Source organism: Verminephrobacter eiseniae EF01-2 (genome assembly GCF_000015565.1).
GTDB lineage: Bacteria > Pseudomonadota > Gammaproteobacteria > Burkholderiales > Burkholderiaceae_C > Acidovorax > Acidovorax eiseniae.
In genome coordinates, this window is sequence record NC_008786.1 from 3,305,467 (window position 1) to 3,325,444 (window position 19,978).

The window sequence follows — 19,978 nt, forward strand, 5'->3', positions numbered from 1 at the left end:
TCGCGTGATGCGCATTTCGGGGTTGTCAGGGCGGCCGGCGGGATGGGCGCGGCCCCCATTCACCCATGGTCCATGCGCTTATAGTGGATAGGCTGAACGGGGGCATTTTGAACGACTTTTCAGGCGTGGGGCCTGTTCGGGATCGATCGGGTGCGGAACTCCGGGGCGCGGCGCAACAAGGCAGGTCGATGCAGATGGGCAAACGATGGTGGTGGGTGGCGCTGGTGCTGGCGCTATGTCCGTTTTGGACCTCTCAGGCGGGGGCTGGCTTGGTCCGCCTGGTGCCCGGCCAGGGCAGTTACGACCTGGGCGCCATGGCCGATGTGTTGGAGGACGTGCCGGGCCGGTTGCGGCTCGATGATGTGCTGGCCGGCGGCAGTGCTGCGTCTGCCTTCAGTTCCCATACCGGCCGCCTGTCCAGTTTCGGGTTTACCAGGTCGACTTTCTGGTTCCGCGTCGAGATCGACAATCCCGCGCCTGCGCCGAGCGACATGCTGTTGGTGCTGCGCACCCCTTGGCTCGACTCCGTGCGCTGGTTCCGCCCGGACGGGCAGGGTGGCTATGTCGAACGACTGCTGGGCGATCACCTGCCGTTCAAGGCCCGCTCCTATGCCACGCCGCAGTTTCTGATCGACGTGCCGGTGCTGCCCGGCAAGCACAGCTACTACCTGCGTCTGGCCAGTGCCGGGGCCTTCATGACGCCCATCGAGCTGTGGAGCCGCCAGGCTTTCCATGACAACGATCGCCTGTGGGCGGCCTACTACGGGATGTTCTACGGCATCCTGTGCATCATGGTGCTCTACAACGGCTGCATCTGGGCCTCCACGCGCGACCGCAGTTACTTCGTTTACTGCCTGTACCTGGCGGTGTTTTTCCTGATGAACTTTTCGTACAACGGCTTTGCGTTCCAGTATTTCTGGCCTGAGTCGCCCCGCTGGAGCAATTGGAGCCAGACGCATTGGATCTTCGCGTTCCAGGGGCTGGCGGTATTGTTCACGATGAATTTCCTGGAGTCGAAAACCCGCCTGCCGCGCATGCACCGGGTCTTGCAAGCCTTCCTGGTGGTGCTGGTCGGCAGTTGGATCGCGGTCACCGTCAGCGGCGATATCGTGGCCTACCACGCGGTGCCGATTTATTTTATTTTTGGCTGCGCGCCGCTGATTCTGGCCGCAGGCTTTCTGGCCTTGAGGCCCGGTTATCGGGCGGCGCGCTTTTTCGTGCTGGCCTTTGTCGCCAGCATCACCGGGAGTTTTTTCACGGCGCTGACCGTGAGCGGCCTGATTCCCTATACCTTTGCCAATTTCCACGCCTCCGAGTTCGGCCTGCTGGCGGACATGGTGCTGCTCTCGCAGGCCCTGGCCGATCGCGTCAAGCTGTTGAGCGAACAGCGCGATGCGGCCGAGTTGCGCGAAATCGAGCAAAAGATCGCCACCACGGCCTTGCTGAAACAGGCCAACGAAGACCTGGAGCGAATGGTGCTGGAGCGCACTTCGGAGCTGGCCAGGGCGCGCGACGAAGCCGAGCACTTTGCCCGCATCGACATGCTGACGGGCGTGGCCAATCGCCGTTACTTCGAGGAAGTCGCGACCATGGAATTTGCCCGGACGCAGCGTGGCCAGCAAGCCTTGTCGGTCATCCTGATCGATATCGATCTGTTCAAGCAGGTCAACGACCGCTATGGCCATGCGGCCGGTGATGCGGTGATCCGGGCCGTCGCCCGCCTGGCCAAGGAGTCGGTGCGGGAGTCCGATTTCGTGGCCCGCATCGGTGGCGAGGAGTTCTCCGTCCTGTTGCCCGGCATAGGGCAGGCGCCGGCCTTTGCCACCGCCGAGCGTTTGCGTGAGCGGATTGCCGCCTGTGTGGTCGAGCATGACGGACATTCGCTGGGCTTTACCGCCAGCTTTGGCGTCAGCGAGCAGGTTGCCGACGACCCCGGGTTCAGCAGCCTGTTGCGCCGGGCAGACCAGGCCCTGTACGCTGCCAAGCAGGCGGGGCGCAACCAGGTGGTGGTGCAGGCGCTCGAGTGGGGGTGAGTGCGCTGAAAAAACCGCAGGCCAGGCAGCGCCGGGCTTGGCACGGGGCACAGCGCCACAAGCCGGCGCTGTGCCACGCCGGCGCGGAGCGTGTCACAGGCCGGTGCGGATCGTGCCACGCGGGTCGGCGCGGAGCGTGCCACGCGGGTCGGCGCGGAGCGTGCCACGCGGGCCGGCGCGAGCGTGTCATGGGCCGGCGCGGAGCGCCGTGGGCCCTCACTCCGGCCAGCCGGGGCATTGCCGCAGGGCGCTGAGCAGCCGCTGGCCTGCGTCGTCCAGGGCGCCGTCGTTGTGCAGTTCGATCGGGACGCTGCCGCCGGGGGGCTGCAATTGCAGCGCCCTTTGCACACGCGACTCGACCATGGCGGCGCTCTCGCGCCCGCGCGCGAGCAGCCGCGCGCGCAGCACGGCCGGGCTGGCCGTGATGTGCACCGCCAGCAGATCGGGCCAGCGCGCCAGCGCATCGGCCAGATACGCGCGCGAACCGTTGACGAGCACCCACTGGCCAGCGGCCAGCGGCGCCAGTTGCGCATGGCGGATGCCATAGCCCAGTCCATTGGCTTGCCAGTGCAGCGCAAAGGCCTGGGCCTGGCGCAATGCCGCAAAGGTCTCGGGCGAAACGCTTTCGTGCTCCTCGGCGCCGGGCGTCGCGTTGCGGCTGATCGTGCGCCGGGCCCAGTGGATACGGCCCTGCGCGGCCGGTTGCTGCGCGCGCAGCCAAGCCAGCAGGCTGTCTTTGCCCGCGCCCGAAGGGCCCATGAAGTAGACCAGTCTGGCCGTCATCGCCCGAACTCCAGATGGTCGAGCAGCACGAAGTCTGCGCCTGCGGCGGGTTCGGCAAACAGCGCCAGGCTGCTCATGCGCAGCACCGGCAGATCGGCAAAGAACGCCTGCGCGGCGCCCTGCACCCGGGCCTGGGTCTGGCGCCCGACCTGCTGCAAATGGCCGGTCAGCGACAGGTGGAAGCGAAACTCCTCGAGCACGAACGGATAGCCCCAGCGCTGCAGCAGTTCATCCTGCCGGGGTGTCAGTGCGGCGCAGCGTCGGCGCGCCAGGTCGGCATCGGACAGCGGGGCGGCCAACGGCTGCAACTGCGTCACGCAAGCGGCTGCCACCCGTTCGATCGCGGCATTGGCGGCATGCGCGGGCGCAGGCACCAGCGCCAGAAAGTCGTCGATGCGCGCCACATGCAGCGGCGGCAGCGCAAAGGGCGCGAGGCTCTGGGCCACGGCCCGCACTGTCTGGTGCAGCGTGATCCAGTCGACGCCGGGCGCCAGCGCAAACGGCGCCTTGAGCGTGGCATGCCAGCCGTAGCGGCGCGGGGCAGCGGTCAGCCGGTACAGGTCTTGGGCGGCCACGCCCTCGATGGCCAGTTGCTGCATCGGTTGCAGCAAGGCCGCGCAGCGGCCCAGCCAATGGCTGCCGGCCAGCCAGCCCGTGCTGCCGGGGTGGGGGGCGAAATACACCGCATAGCGGTGCGCTGTGCCGGGCGCGCGGTTCGGGAGAGTCATCATCATGGGTGGGCCGGTGGCGCTGCGGGTTGTCATGAAACCTACACGAGCGCTTTTTAAGCTGGCGTGATCCGTTCATCGTTGGACGCTGCGAAGTTTCAGAGTAACACCCCCATGTTTCAAGCCTTTGACAATCCAGGCCCGGGCCGGCCCCTGGAGCGAGCGCACTGGATGGCACTGCTGGCCCGGGCGCCGCTCGATCTGCTCGAATCCGCATTGCACGAGCCTGCCCGCCAGCCGGTGCGCTGGCTGCGCTCGCCCGAGATCGGGCTGATGATGGTGCAGGGCCGTGTCGGCGGCACGGGCGAGCGCTTTCATCTGGGCGAAGTCACCGTGACCCGCTGCGCGCTGCGGGTGGGGCCGCAGATGGCACCGGCGACAGTCGGCGCGGCTTCGGCGACGGCAGACATGGCCCCGGCGACGGTCGGCGTGGCGTATATCCTGGGCCGCTCGCACCGCAAAGCGCAACTCGCGGCGCTGGCCGATGCGCTGCTGCAAGACCCGGCGCAGCAGCCCGCACTGGAGGCCCGCCTGCTGGAGCCGATTCGCCGCCATTTGCGCCATATGCTGGCCGCGCGGCAGGCGCGCGCGGCCAGCACCAAGGTGGACTTTTTCACCATGGCGCGCGAGAGCAGCCTGGAGAACGCGGAGGACGCGCAATGACCGCAAGCATCCTGTCCTCCCTGGGCGCGGGCTTTTCGAACCAGGCCCTGGGCAGCCAGGCCGTTTTTCGCGCAGTGCTGCAGGCGTTGGCGCACCCCGGGCGCAGCGTGGCCGTGCTGCATGACGCGCAAACGCCCGCCGTGGGCCAGCGCGCTTCGGCGGCGGTGCTGCTGGCCTTGCTCGACAGCGATTGCCGTCTGTGGCTGTCACCGCGCCTGGCGGCCAGCGATGCCGGCCCGTGGCTGCGCTTTCATACCGGCTGCACGCTGGTGAGCGAGCCTGGCCTGGCCGGGTTCGCCTGGGTGGCGCAAGGCGATGCGCTGCCGGCCTTGCGCAGCCTGGCGCAGGGCAGCGATAGCGACCCGGATCGATCGGCGACCTGCGTGGTCGATGTGGCGCTGGCGGGGGCCGGGGCAGTGGCGGTCCCGGCCGATGCCGGGACTTTGACTGCGCCGGCCGGTGCCGGGGCATTGCAAGCGCCGGCCGATGCCGGCGCGTGGCTGCTGACCGGCCCCGGTATCCGTGGCCAGGCGACATTGCCGCCTTGTGGCCTGGCGCATGATTTTGTGCCCCAGTGGCAGGCCAACCATGCGGCCTTTCCTTGCGGGGTCGATCTGCTGCTGGGTGGGGCGGCGCATATCGTGGGCCTGCCGCGCACCACGCGCATCGTCCGCACACCACACGACACCACCGAGGAGATCTGAGCATGTACGTTGCCGTCAAGGGCGGAGAAGCCGCCATCCGCAGCAGTTACCGGCGGCTGGCCGAGCAGCGCCGGGGCGATGCCGCGCAGCCGCCACTGTCGGTGTCACAGATCCGTGGGCAGCTCAAGCTGGCCGTGGACCGCGTGATGACCGAGGGTTCGGTGTACGACCCCGAACTGGCCGCGCTGGCGATCAAGCAGGCTGCCGGGGATCTGGTCGAAGCCATCTTCCTGCTGCGCGCCTACCGCGCCACGCTGCCGCGCCTGGGCAGCAGTTGCCCTGTCGATACCGCCCGCATGCTGCTGGACCGGCGCATCTCGGCCACCTTCAAAGACCTGCCCGGCGGCCAACTGCTGGGCCCCACTTACGACTACACGCAGCGCCTGCTGGACTTCACGCTGCTGGCGCAGAGCCAGGAGCCGTTGGCCGACCCGGTGGCGGACTGGGCGCCCGAGGCCCCCGGGCTGACACCTCCCCCGGCGCGCGTGGTGGAGCTGCTCAACCAGGAAGGGCTGATCGAAACCCGGCCCGTCCCCCCGGGCGACCCCGGCGCCACCGACCTGACGCGCGAGCCGCTGCGCTTTCCGGCAGACCGCGCCACGCGCTTGCAAAACCTGGCCCGTGGCGACGAGGGCTTTTTGCTGGCGATGGCCTATTCCACCCAGCGCGGTTATGCGCACTCGCACCCGTTCGTCGCCGAACTGCGCCTGGGCACGGTGGCGCTGGAGATTGCGCCCGAGGAACTGGGCTTTGTGATCTCCATCGGCGACATCGAGATCACCGAATGCGAGATGGTGAACCAGTTTGCCGGCAGCCAGAGTGAGCCGCCGCAGTTCACGCGCGGCTATGGCCTGGCCTTTGGCCACAGCGAGCGCAAGGCCCTGGCGATGAGCCTGGTGGACCGCGCGCTGCGCGCCGATGAACTGGGCGAGACGGTGCAATCGCCCGCGCAGATGCAGGAGTTCGTGCTGTCCCATAGCGACAGTCTGGAGGCGTCGGGCTTCGTGCAGCACCTGAAGCTGCCGCATTACGTGGACTTTCAGGCCGAGTTGGAACTGGTGCGCAAGATGCGCGCAGCGGCCCGATCCCCTGCCGGAGATGACAGATGAACACGCTGCCCTTGGCGACCGATGCACAGCCTGATGCACGGCTTGATGCACAGCCTGATGCACCATCCGTCGATGGCGGCTTCAACTTCGCCTATCTCGACGAGCGCAGCAAGCGCATGATCCGCCGCGCGATTCTCAAGGCCGTGGCGATTCCGGGCTACCAGGTGCCCTTTGGCTCGCGCGAGATGCCGCTACCCTATGGCTGGGGCACCGGCGGCATCCAGGTCACGGCCGCCATCATCGGGCCGCAGGACTGCCTGAAGGTGATCGACCAAGGCTCGGACGACACGGTCAACGCGGTCAATATCCGGCGCTTCTTCGAGCGCACCACGGCGGTGGCAACGACCACGCGCACGCGCATGGCCACGCTGATACAGACGCGCCATCGCATTCCCGAGACCCCGCTGACCGAAGGCCAGGTCATCGTCTACCAGGTGCCGGTGCCCGAGCCCATGCAGCGCCTGGAGCCGCGCGAGAGCGAAACGCGCACGCTGCACGGCCTGGCCGAATACGGCCTGATGCATGTCAAGCTGTATGAGGACATTGCCCGCTACGGCCATATCGCCACCACCTACGACTACCCGGTGCTGGTGAACCAGCGCTATGTGATGTCACCGTCACCGATCCCGAAGTTCGACAACCCCAAGATGCACATGAACCCCGCATTGCAACTGTTTGGCGCGGGCCGCGAAAAGCGCATTTACGCCGTGCCGCCGTACACGGCGGTGCAAAGCCTGGGCTTTGAAGACCACCCGTTCGAGGTACAGCGCCAAAATGCCGCCTGCGCGCTGTGCGGCGCGACCGACAGCTTTCTCGATGAAGTCATCACCGACGACCAGGGCACGCGCATGCACGCCTGCTCCGATTCGGACTACTGCCAGGAGCGCCGAGAGCGCCAAGAACGCCAAGAACGCCAAGAACGCCAAACGGACCGGGAAGGCCGGCCGACCGCCGCCGCCACGGAGGAACGCGCATGAACGCCGCCTTGTTGAGCGTGCGCGGCATCCGCAAATGCTACGGCGAGCGCGTGGCGCTGGAGGATGTTTCCTTCGACCTGTGGCCCGGCGAGGTGCTGGCCGTGGTGGGCGAGTCCGGCTCGGGCAAGTCCACGCTGCTCGATGCGATTGCTGCGCGCAGCGCACCCGACGCGGGCTTGGTGCAGTTTCGCCAGCGCGATGGCCAGTTGCAGGATGTGTTTGCGCTGGGCCTGGCCCGGCAGCGGCTGTTGGCCCGCACCGATTGGGGCTTCGTGCACCAGAACCCGGCCGACGGCCTGCGCATGGAGGTCTCTGCCGGCGCCAACGTGGGCGAGCGGCTGATGGGCCTGGGCGAGCGCCACTATGGCCGGCTGCGGGCCACGGCCATCGAGTGGCTGCAGCGGGTGGAGATCGACGCCAACCGCATCGACGACGCCCCGCGCAGCTTCTCGGGCGGCATGCGCCAGCGCCTGCAAATCGCCCGCAATCTGGTCACGCAACCGCGCCTGATCTTCATGGACGAGCCGACCTCGGGCCTGGATGTATCGGTGCAGGCGCGCCTGCTGGACCTGCTGCGCCAGCTCACGCGGCAGATGCAACTGGCCGTCGTCATCGTCACCCACGACCTGGCCGTGGCCCGCCTGCTGGCGCACCGCATGTTGGTGATGCAGCGCGGCCGCGTGGTCGAATCGGGCCTGACCGACCAGTTGCTCGACGACCCGCAGCACCCCTACACCCAACTCCTGGTCTCTTCGGTACTGCAACCATGAACGCCCCCATCGTCCAACTGCAAGGGGTGGCCAAGCGCTTTACCCTGCACCACCAAAACGGCATCGAGCTACCGGTGCTGGCCCGGGTGAACCTGTGCGTACACCCCGGCGAATGCCTGGTGCTCGACGGCCCTTCGGGCATGGGCAAAAGCAGCTTGCTCAAAATGATCTACGCCAACTACCTGGCCAACGAGGGCAGCATCACGGTGCGCTCGGCGCAGGGCGCGCTGGTCGATGTGACCCAGGCCACGCCCCGGGCGCTGGTGCAATTGCGCCGCGACACCATCGGCTACGTCAGCCAGTTCCTGCGCGTGATACCCAGGGTGTCGGCGCTGGACGTGGTGGCCGAGCCGTTGATCGAAGACGCAGCCGGCGATGCCCGGGCGCAGCAGGCAGCGTATGCGCTGGCCCGCAGTTGGCTGAGCCGATTGCGCATTCCCGAGCGCCTGTGGCCGCTGCCGCCGGCCACCTTCTCGGGCGGGGAGCAGCAACGCATCAACATCGCGCGCAACATGATCAAGCCCAAACCGTTGCTGCTGCTCGACGAACCCACGGCATCGCTGGACGCGGCCAACACCGCGACGGTGCTGGACCTGATCCGCGAAGCGCTGGCGCGCGGCGCCGCGCTGGTCGGCATCTTTCACGACACCCAGGTGGGCGCAGCCGTGGCCACGCGGCGTGTGAATGTGGCCGACTTCCGGAGTGTCACGCCATGGGCATGAGCGCAAGCATTTTCAAGAACGCCCGCCTGGTGCTGCCCGGCGAGGTGGTGCAGGGCAGCCTGCGGGTCGATGGCGGCTGCATCGCGGCGCTCGACGCCGGTGCGACATCGGCGCTGGCGGGCATCGATCTGGACGGCGACTACCTGTTGCCCGGCCTGGTCGAACTGCATACCGACAACTTCGAGCGCCACCTGATGCCCCGCCCCCAGGTACCCTGGGCCGAACTGCCGGCGCTGCTGGCGCATGACGCCGAGATTGCCGCAGCCGGCATCACCACGGTGTTCGATGCGCTGGGGGTGGGCGAGGCCGACGCGGGCGGCCTGCGCAGCCGCCCCTGGAACCGGGTGCTGGACAGCATCGACACCTGCGCCGAGCGCCGCCTGCTGCGCGCCGAGCACCACCTGCATGTGCGCTGCGAATTGCCGGCGCCCAACACCATCGACCTGTTCGCGCCCTTCCACGGCCATCCCCGCCTGACACTGATCTCGCTGATGGACCACACACCGGGCCAGCGCCAGTGGGAGAACCTCGCCCAGGCCCGCACCTACTACACCGGCAGAAAGGGCTGGAGCGACGAGAAGTTCGAGCGCCAGGTGCTGCATGCCGCCACGCTGCAAGAGCGCTACGCCGCGCCGCACCGCGCGTACTTCGTCGACTACTGCCGCGCCAACGGCATTGCGCTGGCCAGCCATGACGACACCACCGTCGCGCATGTCGAGCAGGCCCATGCCGAGGGCGCAGCGCTGTCCGAATTTCCGACCACCCTGGCCGCAGCGCGCGCCGCGCATGAGCGCGGCCTGCTCACCGTGATGGGCGGGCCGAACGTGGTGCGCGGCGGCTCGCATTCCGGCAACGTGGCCGCCACGGAACTGGCGCGCGCGGGCTTGCTGGACATACTTTCATCGGACTATGTGCCCGGCAGCCTGCTGGGCGCCGTGCTGCGGCTGGTGCAGGGCGACATCCTGAGCCTGCCCCGGGCCGTGGCCACCGTCACCCGCAACCCGGCCCGCGCCGCCGGCATGTCCGACCGGGGCGAACTGGCCCCGGGCCTGCGCGCGGACCTGGTGCAACTGCACATGATCGACCTGCCCGACGGAACCCGGCAGGCGGTGGTGCGCAGCGTCTGGCGCGAGGGGCGGCGCGTGCTGTAGGGCGTGGCGCTGTGGCGCTGTGGCGGCGTTGCGGCACAGGCCATCGACTGTCAACGCATTGTCACGCCCGGCGGCCACACTGCGGTGGTCTGAACGACGCCCAGAAAAGGAAAGCACCATGTCTACCGCACTTCATATCCGACAACTGAACAAACACTTTGCCAACGGCAAGCAGGCGCTGCGCGACATCGACCTGAGCGTGCAGCACGGCGAGATGGTGGCCTTGATCGGCGCCTCGGGCTCCGGCAAATCCACCTTGCTGCGCCATGTGGCAGGTCTGGTGGTGGCCGACGCGCACAGCCCCTCGCTGATCGAGGTCGATGGCTGCTGCGTGCAGCAAGGCGGGAGCATCCACCGCGACATCCGCAAAGTGCGCTCGCAGGTAGGCTTTGTGTTCCAGCAGTTCAACCTGGTCGACCGCCTGCCGGTGCTGATGAACGTGCTGGTCGGCCTGCTGCACCGCATGCCCTCGTGGCGCGGCTGGTTGCGCCTGTTCCGGCCGCAGGAGCGCGCGCTGGCGCTGGAGGCGCTGGCCCGCGTGGGCATTGCCGACTGCCATGCGCAGCGGGCCTCCACGCTGTCGGGCGGGCAGCAGCAGCGGGCGGCGATTGCGCGCACGCTGGTGCAGGGCGCCAAAGTGGTGCTGGCCGACGAGCCGATTGCATCGCTCGACCCCGAATCCGCGCGCAAGGTGATGGAGATCCTGGCGCGCATCAACCGCGAGGACGGCTGCACCGTCATCGTCTCGCTGCACCAGGTGGATCTGGCCATCAAATACTGCCCGCGCGTGGTCGCACTGCACCACGGCCAGGTGGTGTACGACGGCCCTTCGGCCGCGCTGACACCCGCGCTGCTGCGCAGCCTGTACGGCGTGCAGGCCGACGAGATCCTGGCAGACGCAGCGCCGGCAGCCGTTCCTGCGCCCATGTCGCCCCTATCGCCCCCATTGCCCCCATCGCCGATCACGCCGCTGCCGCAGTTCGCGCCGGCGATGGCCCGGGCCGCCTGACCGGCCCGTTCACTTCTTCCACCCGTTTTTGGAGTTCCCTCATGTTCAAGCAACTGGGCGCCGCCTTGGCCGCCACCCTGACCATGGGTCTGTCTGCGGCCCAGGACATCACTTTCAGCTTCATTTCCACCGAAGCCTCGCAAAACATCAAAGCCGACTGGCAGCCCCTGCTGGACGACATGGCGCGGCAGACCGGCCTCAAAGTCCACGCCTTTTTCTCCCCCGACTACGCCGGCATCATCGAAGGCATGCGCTTTGGCAAGGTGCAGGCGGCCTGGCTGGGCAACAAATCGGCAATGGAGGCCGTGGACCGCGCCAACGGCGAGGTGTTCGCCCAGATGGTCAACGCCGATGGCACGCAGGGCTACTACTCGCACCTGATCGTGCACAAAGACAGCCCCTGCAACACGCTGGACGACGTGCTGAAAAACGCCCGCTCGCTCAGCTTTGGCAATGGCGACCCGAACTCCACCTCGGGCTATCTGGTGCCGGGCTACTACGCCTTCGCGCTGAACAAGTTCGACCCCAAGACGCATTTCAAGATCGTGCGCAGCGCCAACCACGAAACCAACGCCCTGGCCGTGGTCAACAAGCAGGTCGATGTGGCCACGAACAACAGCGAGAACCTGGAAAAGATCAAAGAGCGCTATCCCGAGAAGTTCAAGGACATCAAAGTCATCTGGACCTCGCCGCTGATCGCGCTCGACCCGCTGGTCATGCACAAGGGCCTGGCGCCGGCCACCAAGGCCAAGATCAAGGACTTTTTCTACAACTACGCCAAGACCGATGCGCGCGAGAAAGAGATCGTGATGAAGCTGTCCAAGCTGTCGGGCTTCAAGCCGTCGAGCAACGCGCAGCTCACACCCATCCGCCAGCTGACCCTGTTCGGCAAGCGCAACAAGATCGAAGCCGACACCACGCTGACCGAGGCCGACAAGAAAACCCGGCTGGCCGAGATCGACCAGCAACTGGCCGCGTTGCAGTGAAACACCCTCCCGAGACATTTTCGACACCCACAGGTACCCCCATGTCCTCTGCCCCGAACCCCTTGGCGCTGGCCCAGACCGCCATCCCCCGGCACAGCCTGGGCTGGTACCTGTGCTGGGGCCTGTTGCTGGTGCTGCTGGCCGCGTCCTGGAAAGGCGCCGACATGCGCCCGCTGGATCTGCTGGGCGACTCGGGCAACATGGTGCGCTACGCGGCCGAGTTCTTTCCGCCCAATTTCTCACAGTGGCAGTTGTACCTGCAAGAGATGCTGGTCACGCTGCAAATCGCGCTGTGGGGCACGGCCCTGGCGGTGCTCACGGCCGTGCCGTTGGCCTTGCTGGCATCGTCGAACATCGTGCCCTGGTGGATCTACCAGCCGGTGCGCCGGGTTCTGGACGGGTTTCGCGCGATCAACGAAATGGTGTTTGCGATGCTGTTCGTGGTGGCCGTGGGTCTGGGGCCTTTTGCCGGGGTGCTGGCGCTGTGGATACATACCTCGGGAACGCTGGCGAAACTGTTTTCCGAGGCCGTCGAGGCCACGGACCCGCAACCGGTCGAAGGCATACGCGCCACCGGAGCGAGCGCGCTGCACGAAATCATCTACGGCGTGATTCCGCAGGTGATGCCGCTGTGGATCTCATTCACCTTGTACCGCTTCGAGGCCAACGTGCGCTCGGCGTCGGTGGTCGGCATGGTCGGGGCAGGGGGCATCGGCGTGGTGCTGTGGGAGATCATTCGCGGCTTCCAGTACGCCGAGACCTGCGCCGTGATGCTGATCATCGTGGTCAGTGTGAGCGCCATCGATCTGGTCTCGGCGCGCATCCGCAAGGCATTGATTTGAGGCAACGGCCCGGATGCCACGCCCACGCGCCGCAGGCCATCCTCCATCGATCCATCACACCACCTCGGCGCTGGCAACGCCGAGTGCTTGCAAGACGAGTTCGGCTACGCGCGCAGACGATCGGTGAGCGGTGAGCGCCCGGCCGTCGAGCGGTCAGGCGCGCAGGGAGACCGGCCATCAGCCGTGCCCGGACGGCAAGCCGGGCTCTTCGCTGCCCGGGGATTTCTCTTCGAGCATGCGAATGGCGGCCTTCTCTGCGTTTGCCACATGCAGTCGCGCTGCGGCTTCTGCAGCATCGGCATCACGCGCTTTCAATGCCTTGAAGAGGGCGTCGATTTCCTTGAGACTCGACGGCAGCCGATCGGGATGCATCAGCGAAGTGGCGCGCAAGAGATTGATGCGCGAATACATGCTGGTCAGGATTTCCTTGACCAGCACGTTGCCGCAGTTGTCCAGCAGGATGTCGTAGAGATGGGTCTTGGCGGCCAGCACGCCGGGCTGATCGCTGGCAAGGGCCGCAGCCCGCAACTTCTTGGCGCCATCGCCGAATCGTGCGATGGCGGCGTTGTCCGCGCGCTTGGCAAATTCACGGGCGGCAAAGCCTTCGAGCAGCCCGCGAATCGCATACAGATCGGAGGCTTCGCGCCTGGACATGACTGCGACCATCGGCCCCTTGTGGGGCACGGTGCGCACGAGCTTTTCGGCTTCGAGGCTGCGCAGGGCTTCGCGCACCGAGGTGCGGCTGACGTCGAGCGATTCACACAGTTCGCGCTCCACGAGCCGGGCCCCGGGAGCCAGGCGGCCGGACATGATGGCCTGGCGCAGCACGTTCTCGATATGGTGCCGCAGCGATTCTGGCCGTACCAATTCCATCCCGGCTGCCATGATTTTTTCTCGTCTGACGATGAGACAATTAGACAGGCCATCATACGACAGTCTGCTGCGGCTACGGCTCGGCTGCCCGCTTCGGCCAGCGCTGCCGCGAGCATCGGCGCCGCCATTGCCGCGCCGTGGAGCCCGGTGGTGCGGACGATCTCCAGCACCTCCGGCGCCATACAGGCCCCATGGCCCCGGACGAATGCATCTTTGGCGCGTTGCTGTTCAGGCGACAAGGCCAGCGCCGCCTCTTGCGTATCAGAGAAGGCGCGGACTGCCCGTGCCGGCGGCCTTGCGATAGACCTCTTCCAGGACTTCTTCGGCCCAGTGGGTGGTGCCCAGAGAAGTGGCTGTGTGGACCATCAGCGTGTCGCTGCCCGCGCCATGCCAATGGCGCTCGTTGGCGCCGATCCAGACGACATCTCCGGTGCGGATGGTCTGTGGCGCCTCTCCGTCGAGGCAGACAAAACCGCTGCCGGATGTCACCTGCAGGATCTGGCCCTGCTCATGCGTGTGCCAGAACGTGCGCGCACCTGGCGTGAAACACACGCTGTTGACCGTCACCTTGTCGATGGTGGGCATCATCGGATCGGCCCACACGACGCCGCTGAACGTCGCGGACCGGCGCTCCGACACCGTGCCGGCCCTGCCTTGGAATACTTTCATTGCATCGCTCCTGTTTTGAGGTCTTTTGCACCCGCCAATCGGATGCCACCCGACATGTCGCCGATGGCATCGACGACGCGAACTTGCCAACGGGCCCGAAGCGTTCAGCGACGCCACGCCCAGTTCGCGCACGAGGTCGATGTACAGCACCCGATCCTTGGTCATCCGTTTGCTGGTGAGCCCGCCCTCCAGATAATCGCCATCGACGATCTTCGGAAAGCGATTCAGTGTCACGAAGTTCACGCCGCTGCTGCTGTTGAGAACATCGGGCAGCACATGCAGATCGAGCCCTGCCTTCTTGCCCGCCACCATCACCTCTGCCGTTGCGGCCAGGGCCGCTGCGTTCAAAAAGTTGTTCAGCAGCTTGGTGGTCTGCCCGGCGCGGGAAGTGGCGAGCACACCTTCGGCGCCTTCGACCACGGCTTCGACCACATGGCTGTCGGGCAGCGAAAGCAGCACTACATCGGCGAAGGCGACGACATCTCGCACGCCAGCGGCCGTTCGCGCCCCCGCTGCCGCCGCGCGCTCCGGTGCGGTGTCCAGGCCCAGCACCTCGATGCCTGCATCGACGAGGCGCCGCGCGATCCGCCCGCCCATGTGGCCCAGGCCGATGAAGCCCAACTGCCGTGTGTTCATGGTGCCGGTCTTGCGCCGAAAACTGCGCCGTTCAGCGCAGGGCCGAATAGCTGGTCGGCGTCAGAAAATGGTTCTCGATGCGCTCCACGATCGCTTGCGTCGCTTCGCTTTCGGCACGTTTTGCGATCCACTCGGGATCGGCCTGAAAGGCGTTCCATCTGGTTTCGCGCTCGGCCAGGCTCTCCCATTGGAGGAGATAGGTCAGCGCATGGTTGCTCGGTCCGGCCAAGGTGGTCCAAAAGCCGATCTGCACGATGCCGTGCTTTTCGAAGAAGCCCAGCGTGCTCTTGATGAACCGGTCGTGCAGCGCAGGAAGTCTGCCCGGCAAGCAATGGTAGATACGCATTTCGACGATCATGCTGATGTCCTGGGTGGAGGGTTACGGGATACGGATGTTTGTCTTACGATCCGTCAATCATATTCTTTTCATCACAAGGCCGCTAGTGTTGTGTCACGGATCAGATGTCGTAGGCTGGGCGCAGCCATCGGAGCGCAGCGCAAGGCGCATCGCGCAGCCAATACAGAGTGTATTGGCAAGTGATGCAACGCCGCGATGCGCTTCGATGGCCAGCGCAGACCGACAGATGATCGGTGACGCGACACTAGGACCGTGCGCACCGCAGACTTCACTTCACATGTTGGCGAATCGGCACGCCGCCCCATGTCTCCAGCAGACGCGCCACATCCGTATAGTCCGCATCCTTGCCATAGACCGCGTTGGTGACGACCAGCATCTCGCGCACAGCCGCGCCGACCACCATCGGCACGCCCAGTGCCTCGGACTCTTCGAGGCACAGCCGCACATCCTTGCAGGCAAGCCGCGCAGCAAAGCCGATGTTGAAGGTGCCGGTCAGCACCGCCTTCGGAAATTTCTCCATGGTTGCCGAATTTCGCCCGGAGCCGGCATTGATCACCTCCAGCATCACGCCCGGATCCAGGCCGGCCTTGGCACCCATGGCCATCGCCTCCGACGTGATGGCCACCGCCGCAGCAGAAAGCAGGTTGTTGGCCAACTTCATGGTCTGACCCAGACCTGGGCCAGCGCCCATGTAGAACAGCCGGCCGAAGTTCTTCAGCACCGGAGCAAGCTCGTCGTACAACGGCTGCGGGCAGGCGGTCATCACGGCCAGGGTGCCGCGCTCCGCACCGCCGATGCCGCCGCTGACAGGCGAATCCACATAAGCGATGCCGCGCGCGCCAAGCGCCTGGCTTGCAGCCACTGCCGCGCGTGGCCCGATGGTGGACAGGTCGACCACGCACTTGACGCGCTTGCCTTGCAGCAGGCCGTCTTGCGCCGAGATGACATGCTGCACGGCCGGGCCGTCCGGCAGACTCAGGAAGATGGTCGCTGCCGCGTCGGCAACGTCGAGTGCGCTCGATCGCGCCTGCGCGCCGTCGGCCACGGCACGCGCGAGGGCTGCCGCGTCGCGATCGAACACCAGCACCGTGTGGCCCGCGTGCAAAAGGCGCTTGACCATGGGGCCGCCCATATTGCCGAGGCCGATAAAGCCAAAGGTTTGCTTGCTCATCATGATTTCCCGGTTGCCGTGAATGAAGAAGACAGGTGCGTGGTCAGCGCGCTTGCAAGCCGGTGGATTGGGCGATCCCGGCCAGCCGCTTTTGGTCGGTCTGAACGATCTGCCTCAAAGCATCGGAGCCCCGCTCGGATGGGGCAGGAGCTTGCGCTGCCATCTGCTCCAGGCGCGCCTTGAATTCCGGGCGATCGATGACTCTGGACAGCGCCTCGGACAGCGCCGCCATCACGGCCTTGGGTGTCCCCTTGGGCGCAAAGACACCGTTCCAGATCGTGAAGTCGAACGCTGGCAGGCCGCCTTCGGCAAAAGTCGGCACGTCGGGCATCTGCGGTATGCGGCGCGGCGCGGCCAGGGCAATGGCCTTGATGCGTTGGCCCTGATGCAGTTGCATCAGGGTCACGGTCTGGTCGATGATGCCGTCGATGGTGCCGGCCATCAGGTCGGTGATGGCAGGGCCCGAGCCGCGGTACTGCACCAGTTGACCCGCGCCTTTGGCGAGCAGCAGGAAGAGGGCCTCTGCCAGATGCGATGTGGTGCCCGGGCCACCCGAGCCAAGGTCCGGCTTGAGGCTGCCGTCCCGCATGCGCGCCAGCATCGAAGGCAGGCTCGTGATGCCACTGCTGTTGCTGACAGCCAGCACCATGGGCACTGTTGCGACCTGGCCCACATGCTCGACATCGGACACGGCATCGATGCCGGCCTTGGGGTAGAGCAGCGGGATCAGCACCATCGATGGATTGCTGAACATCAGCGTGTATCCATTGGGATCGGCTTTCAGCAAGCGTTGAAAGCCGATCAGGCCGCCGGCGCCCACCACGTTCTCCACGATGACGGGCTGCTTGAAGTCTGTGGTGAGCGAGGCCGCAACCAGACGGGCCAGCGTGTCGAGCGTGCCCCCGGGCGCGACACCCACGATGATCGTGAGCGGGCGCGAAGGAAATGCCTGGGCAGATGCCTCTTCAGAAATCAACAGGGTGGCAGCAACGGCCAGGATATGGCGCAACATCATTCGTCTCCTTGGGCATTCTTCTACGGCTCCGTGCACAAACTTCGGGCGCTTGTCAGCGCAGAGTCAGCCGGCCTGTCAGCATTGCAGGTGATCCCGTCGCTGGCCGCCTCGACCGCGACGGCGCGCGTCAGCCCCGGCGGTGCGGTCTTGGTGGTGAGGTTGATGGCGAGCGCCATGCCCCGGTGCTGGACCGGATACCCGTCGATCAGAGCCATGTGCCGGACCACGGCGTCGTTCACCAGGATGTCGATGCCGCCAGTGGAGTCCGCAATGCCGCGCACCATGGACGCGATCGCATGCGGCTCTGCCAGATCGGCATGCCGGTAGTCCACGCGCACGCCATGTGCCTGGGCAAGCCCGGCGCAACGCGCATGCATCGTTGCCACGGGATCCAGGCCATGCAGCACCACGTTGCATCCTGCGGCAGCGAGTCCCCGCACGATCGACAGTCCCAGGCCGCCGGCCGATCCGGTGACGAGCGCAGTCTTGCCTTTCATGTCGTCAGATGCCCATTTCCTTGAACACCTGGCGCGCGATCTTGAAACTGCCCAGTCCTGCCGGCATGCCGCAGTAGACGGCGACCTGGAGGAAAACCTCCCGGATCTCGGCCTTGGTCACGCCGTTGTTGATGGCGCCCCGTATGTGCGTGTGCAGTTCGTCCGGGCGATTCAGTGCGGCAAGCATCGACAGGTTCATCAGGCTGCGGGTGCGCCGGTCGATCCCGGGGCGCGACCACACTTCGCCCCAGCAGTACTGGGTGACCAGCTCCTGCATCGGCTGGCTGAATTCGTCGGCGTTTTTCAGCGACGCATCGACATAGGCATCACCCACCACTTCGCGGCGAATCTTCAAACCCTTTTCATAGAGCTCCTGGTTCATGGCTTCCTTTGATCCGTTGAATGAACAGGCGTTGGCGATCTGCAAGCTGGAGATGCTAGTCGTCTACGGATAGTCTGTCAATGATATTGCCATATTGTATGATTGCATTACGATATGTCAGAACGTGAACTGCGGATGATGCGGATGATGCGGATGATGCGGATGAAGGAGCCTTCATGAAACCGACGGGATGGTGCGCAATGGCGTTCGGGTTCTTTCAACTCGCATGGCTCGGCGCAGCCGTCGCGGCGGACTATCCGGTCAAGCCGATCCGGCTGATCGTGCCGTTCGCGGCCGGGGGCGGAGTGGACGCGCTGGCGCGTCCGTTTCGAAGCGCATGGCGGCGCTGCCCGATGTGCCGACCATCGCCGAGACGCTACCCGGCTTCGAGGCCTTGAACTGGTTCGTGCTGGCCGCACCGGCTGGAACGCCGGCAGCAGTGATCGATCGACTGCACGCGGCGACGCTGGAAGCCATGAAGCGTGCGGCGCTGCGCCCGATGTTCGAGCGCGATGGCCTCGATGTGGTGGGCAGCAGCCGTGCCCAAGCCAGGGCCTTCATTGCGCACGAGATCGGCAAGTGGACGCAGATCATCGAGGAAAAGGGCTTGCAGATACAGTGAATGGAAAATTCGCGGTCGCGTCGCCGACCAGCAAAGAAGGAGACAAAAGATGACCCCTGTGCACGAGGTGTACGCCATCAAGTACGCCGAGCACGATCGCAATGCATCGGCAAACTTCATCGGTGGCGATGCGCACGACGGCCCGATGCCGATGGATTACTTTGTCTGGCTGATCCGCGGGCCCTCCGGCGTGTGGGCCATCGATACCGGCTTCAACCAGGAGGCCGCGACCGCACGCGGCCGCAGGCTCTTGCGGAACCCGGCCACTGCGCTGGGGCTGATCGGCGAGTCGGCGGCCGACATACGCAACGTCATCGTCACGCACCTGCACTACGACCATGCGGGCAACTGCGAGCTGTTTCCTGCCGCAACCTTCCACTTGCAAGACCGCGAGATGCAGTTCGCGACCGGCCGCTACATGGCGCACCAGTGCATGCATGCGGCCTACGACGTGTTCGACGTGCTGCGCATGGTCGGCAGCGTTTACGCAGGCCGGGTGCGCTTCCACGACGGCCAAGAGACGCTGGCGCCCGGCATTTCCGTGCACCTGATCGGCGGCCACACGATGGGCCTGCAAGCGGTGCGCGTGCACACGCGGCGCGGCTGGGTGGTGCTCGCATCCGACGCCAGCCACTATTACCGGAACATCGGGGAAGGCAAGCCTTTTCCCATCGTCCACGACATGGGCGACATGGTCGAAGGCTGGCAGCGGATCCGGGGGCTGGCAGAGTCGCCGGCGCATGTGATTCCGGGGCACGACCCGCAGGTGCTGCTGCGCTACCCGCCACCGGGCACCGGGCTTTCCGGCATCGTTGCCGCGTTGCATGAAGACGAGCAGCAGGTGCGCTGAGGCTGCCTTTCGCCTATTGCTCCCGGGGTCGGCCGAAGCGTTAGCTGGCCGCAGGCGCGGCCAGCGCCCGCATCCTGGAGACATCGGCGCACCCATCGAGCGACCACAGCGCTTCGATCAGTGGCGCTGCGTCGATGCCTGACTGCCCATGGCGGCAAATCTCCCCGAGCTTGTGTTCGATATCGCTGTCTGGCATGGGGCGCGCCAGGCCTGCGTGAGAAGTCGTGACCTCCTCGGCCAGGGTGCCGCCATCGGTGAACCCGATCGTGACGCGCGCTGTGTCCACGGCCATGTCGGCATCGTCCGCGAATCGAACCGTCGCGCCGAGCGCGCGCACGGCATGATCGCAAGCTGCCGCATCATTGAATCCTTCCAGTCCGGCGCGGCGCCGCAGGAGCACCACACCCACGGCAGTCAGGGTGCACGAT

At 66.2% G+C, this 19,978-nt stretch carries 24 protein-coding genes and 1 pseudogene; 13 read left to right on the plus strand and 12 right to left on the minus strand.

The features are described 5' to 3' along the window. Positions 1-188: 188 nt before the first annotated feature. Positions 189-2,033, plus strand: coding sequence for a sensor domain-containing diguanylate cyclase (locus tag VEIS_RS14375; protein WP_157048523.1), 1,845 nt, complete (start codon positions 189-191; stop codon positions 2,031-2,033). Between the two features lie 216 nt (positions 2,034-2,249). On the opposite strand, the gene phnN is transcribed toward VEIS_RS14375, so the two are convergent. Then, positions 2,250-2,816, minus strand: coding sequence for a phosphonate metabolism protein/1,5-bisphosphokinase (PRPP-forming) PhnN (gene phnN / locus VEIS_RS14380; protein WP_011810686.1), 567 nt, complete (start codon positions 2,814-2,816; stop codon positions 2,250-2,252). Continuing rightward, a complete protein-coding gene (locus VEIS_RS14385; RefSeq protein ID WP_041950878.1) occupies positions 2,813-3,547 on the minus strand; it encodes a DUF1045 domain-containing protein in 735 nt (244 codons plus the stop codon). The genes phnN and VEIS_RS14385 overlap by 4 nt, the downstream gene beginning before the upstream one ends. A gap of 111 nt (positions 3,548-3,658) precedes the next feature. On the opposite strand from VEIS_RS14385, the gene phnG reads away from it, so the two are divergent. The 10 genes from phnG (at position 3,659) to phnE (ending at position 12,477) form a co-directional block, all read left to right on the plus strand. After that, entirely contained in the window at positions 3,659-4,207 is a 549-nt protein-coding gene (gene phnG, locus VEIS_RS14390; protein ID WP_041950056.1) for a phosphonate C-P lyase system protein PhnG, read from the plus strand. Further along, entirely contained in the window at positions 4,204-4,911 is a 708-nt protein-coding gene (phnH, locus tag VEIS_RS14395) for a phosphonate C-P lyase system protein PhnH (RefSeq protein ID WP_011810689.1), read from the plus strand. The genes phnG and phnH overlap by 4 nt, the downstream gene beginning before the upstream one ends. A gap of 2 nt (positions 4,912-4,913) precedes the next feature. Further along, positions 4,914-6,020 carry a carbon-phosphorus lyase complex subunit PhnI gene (locus VEIS_RS14400; protein WP_011810690.1) on the plus strand — a complete coding sequence of 369 codons (1,107 nt, stop codon included), beginning with the start codon at positions 4,914-4,916 and terminating at the stop codon, positions 6,018-6,020. After that, positions 6,017-6,997 carry an alpha-D-ribose 1-methylphosphonate 5-phosphate C-P-lyase PhnJ gene (locus tag VEIS_RS14405; protein ID WP_011810691.1) on the plus strand — a complete coding sequence of 327 codons (981 nt, stop codon included), beginning with the start codon at positions 6,017-6,019 and terminating at the stop codon, positions 6,995-6,997. Before VEIS_RS14400 ends, VEIS_RS14405 begins: the two co-directional genes overlap by 4 nt. Then, complete coding sequence (gene phnK / locus VEIS_RS14410) at positions 6,994-7,767, plus strand: phosphonate C-P lyase system protein PhnK (protein ID WP_011810692.1); 774 nt, start codon at positions 6,994-6,996, stop codon at positions 7,765-7,767. Before VEIS_RS14405 ends, phnK begins: the two co-directional genes overlap by 4 nt. Further along, positions 7,764-8,489 carry a phosphonate C-P lyase system protein PhnL gene (phnL, locus tag VEIS_RS14415; protein WP_011810693.1) on the plus strand — a complete coding sequence of 242 codons (726 nt, stop codon included), beginning with the start codon at positions 7,764-7,766 and terminating at the stop codon, positions 8,487-8,489. Before phnK ends, phnL begins: the two co-directional genes overlap by 4 nt. Further along, a complete protein-coding gene (locus tag VEIS_RS14420; protein WP_086014363.1) occupies positions 8,486-9,640 on the plus strand; it encodes an alpha-D-ribose 1-methylphosphonate 5-triphosphate diphosphatase in 1,155 nt (384 codons plus the stop codon). Before phnL ends, VEIS_RS14420 begins: the two co-directional genes overlap by 4 nt. 118 nt (positions 9,641-9,758) lie before the next feature. Further along, on the plus strand, positions 9,759-10,649 hold the full coding sequence (phnC, locus tag VEIS_RS14425; protein ID WP_011810695.1) for a phosphonate ABC transporter ATP-binding protein: 891 nt from the start codon (positions 9,759-9,761) through the stop codon (positions 10,647-10,649). A 41-nt stretch (positions 10,650-10,690) separates the two neighbouring features. Then, positions 10,691-11,635, plus strand: a complete 945-nt coding sequence (gene phnD / locus VEIS_RS14430; RefSeq protein ID WP_011810696.1) for a phosphonate ABC transporter substrate-binding protein — start codon at positions 10,691-10,693, stop codon at positions 11,633-11,635. Positions 11,636-11,676: 41 nt separating this feature from the next. Beyond that, positions 11,677-12,477, plus strand: a complete 801-nt coding sequence (gene phnE, locus VEIS_RS14435; RefSeq protein WP_011810697.1) for a phosphonate ABC transporter, permease protein PhnE — start codon at positions 11,677-11,679, stop codon at positions 12,475-12,477. 177 nt (positions 12,478-12,654) lie between these two features. Here the strand turns inward: phnE and VEIS_RS14440 are convergent, their stop codons facing one another. The 9 genes and pseudogenes from VEIS_RS14440 to pcaC form a co-directional block, all read right to left on the minus strand. After that, positions 12,655-13,362, minus strand: a complete 708-nt coding sequence (locus VEIS_RS14440) for a GntR family transcriptional regulator (protein ID WP_041950057.1) — start codon at positions 13,360-13,362, stop codon at positions 12,655-12,657. Between the two features lie 249 nt (positions 13,363-13,611). Next, on the minus strand, positions 13,612-14,019 hold the full coding sequence (locus tag VEIS_RS14445; protein WP_011810699.1) for a cupin domain-containing protein: 408 nt from the start codon (positions 14,017-14,019) through the stop codon (positions 13,612-13,614). Then, positions 14,016-14,655: pseudogene (locus tag VEIS_RS14450) on the minus strand (NAD-binding protein). The gene VEIS_RS14445 and the pseudogene VEIS_RS14450 overlap by 4 nt, the downstream one beginning before the upstream one ends. Before the next feature lie 31 nt (positions 14,656-14,686). Further along, positions 14,687-15,013: an NIPSNAP family protein gene (locus VEIS_RS14455; RefSeq protein WP_011810700.1), complete on the minus strand. Its 327-nt coding sequence runs from the start codon at positions 15,011-15,013 to the stop codon at positions 14,687-14,689. Between the two features lie 71 nt (positions 15,014-15,084). After that, positions 15,085-15,258 carry a hypothetical protein gene (locus tag VEIS_RS26420; protein ID WP_157048524.1) on the minus strand — a complete coding sequence of 58 codons (174 nt, stop codon included), beginning with the start codon at positions 15,256-15,258 and terminating at the stop codon, positions 15,085-15,087. Between the two features lie 23 nt (positions 15,259-15,281). Next, the gene (locus VEIS_RS14460; RefSeq protein ID WP_041950880.1) at positions 15,282-16,184 is read right to left on the minus strand and encodes an NAD(P)-dependent oxidoreductase; all 903 of its coding nucleotides are present in this window, start codon (positions 16,182-16,184) and stop codon (positions 15,282-15,284) included. A gap of 43 nt (positions 16,185-16,227) precedes the next feature. Beyond that, complete coding sequence (locus VEIS_RS14465; protein WP_049774076.1) at positions 16,228-17,196, minus strand: Bug family tripartite tricarboxylate transporter substrate binding protein; 969 nt, start codon at positions 17,194-17,196, stop codon at positions 16,228-16,230. Between the two features lie 23 nt (positions 17,197-17,219). Continuing rightward, on the minus strand, positions 17,220-17,696 hold the full coding sequence (locus VEIS_RS14470) for an SDR family NAD(P)-dependent oxidoreductase (RefSeq protein WP_011810703.1): 477 nt from the start codon (positions 17,694-17,696) through the stop codon (positions 17,220-17,222). Between the two features lie 4 nt (positions 17,697-17,700). Continuing rightward, positions 17,701-18,078 carry a 4-carboxymuconolactone decarboxylase gene (pcaC, locus tag VEIS_RS14475; protein ID WP_011810704.1) on the minus strand — a complete coding sequence of 126 codons (378 nt, stop codon included), beginning with the start codon at positions 18,076-18,078 and terminating at the stop codon, positions 17,701-17,703. A gap of 337 nt (positions 18,079-18,415) precedes the next feature. Between pcaC and VEIS_RS14480 the strand changes: the two genes are divergently transcribed. Next, complete coding sequence (locus tag VEIS_RS14480; protein WP_049773917.1) at positions 18,416-18,700, plus strand: tripartite tricarboxylate transporter substrate-binding protein; 285 nt, start codon at positions 18,416-18,418, stop codon at positions 18,698-18,700. A gap of 49 nt (positions 18,701-18,749) precedes the next feature. Then, positions 18,750-19,550, plus strand: a complete 801-nt coding sequence (locus VEIS_RS14485; protein WP_011810706.1) for an N-acyl homoserine lactonase family protein — start codon at positions 18,750-18,752, stop codon at positions 19,548-19,550. 40 nt (positions 19,551-19,590) lie between these two features. Here VEIS_RS14485 and VEIS_RS14490 read toward each other — a convergent pair whose 3' ends face one another. Continuing rightward, positions 19,591-19,959 (minus strand): hypothetical protein, encoded by a 369-nt coding sequence (locus VEIS_RS14490; protein ID WP_011810707.1) that lies wholly within the window; start codon positions 19,957-19,959, stop codon positions 19,591-19,593. Positions 19,960-19,978: the final 19 nt, after the last annotated feature.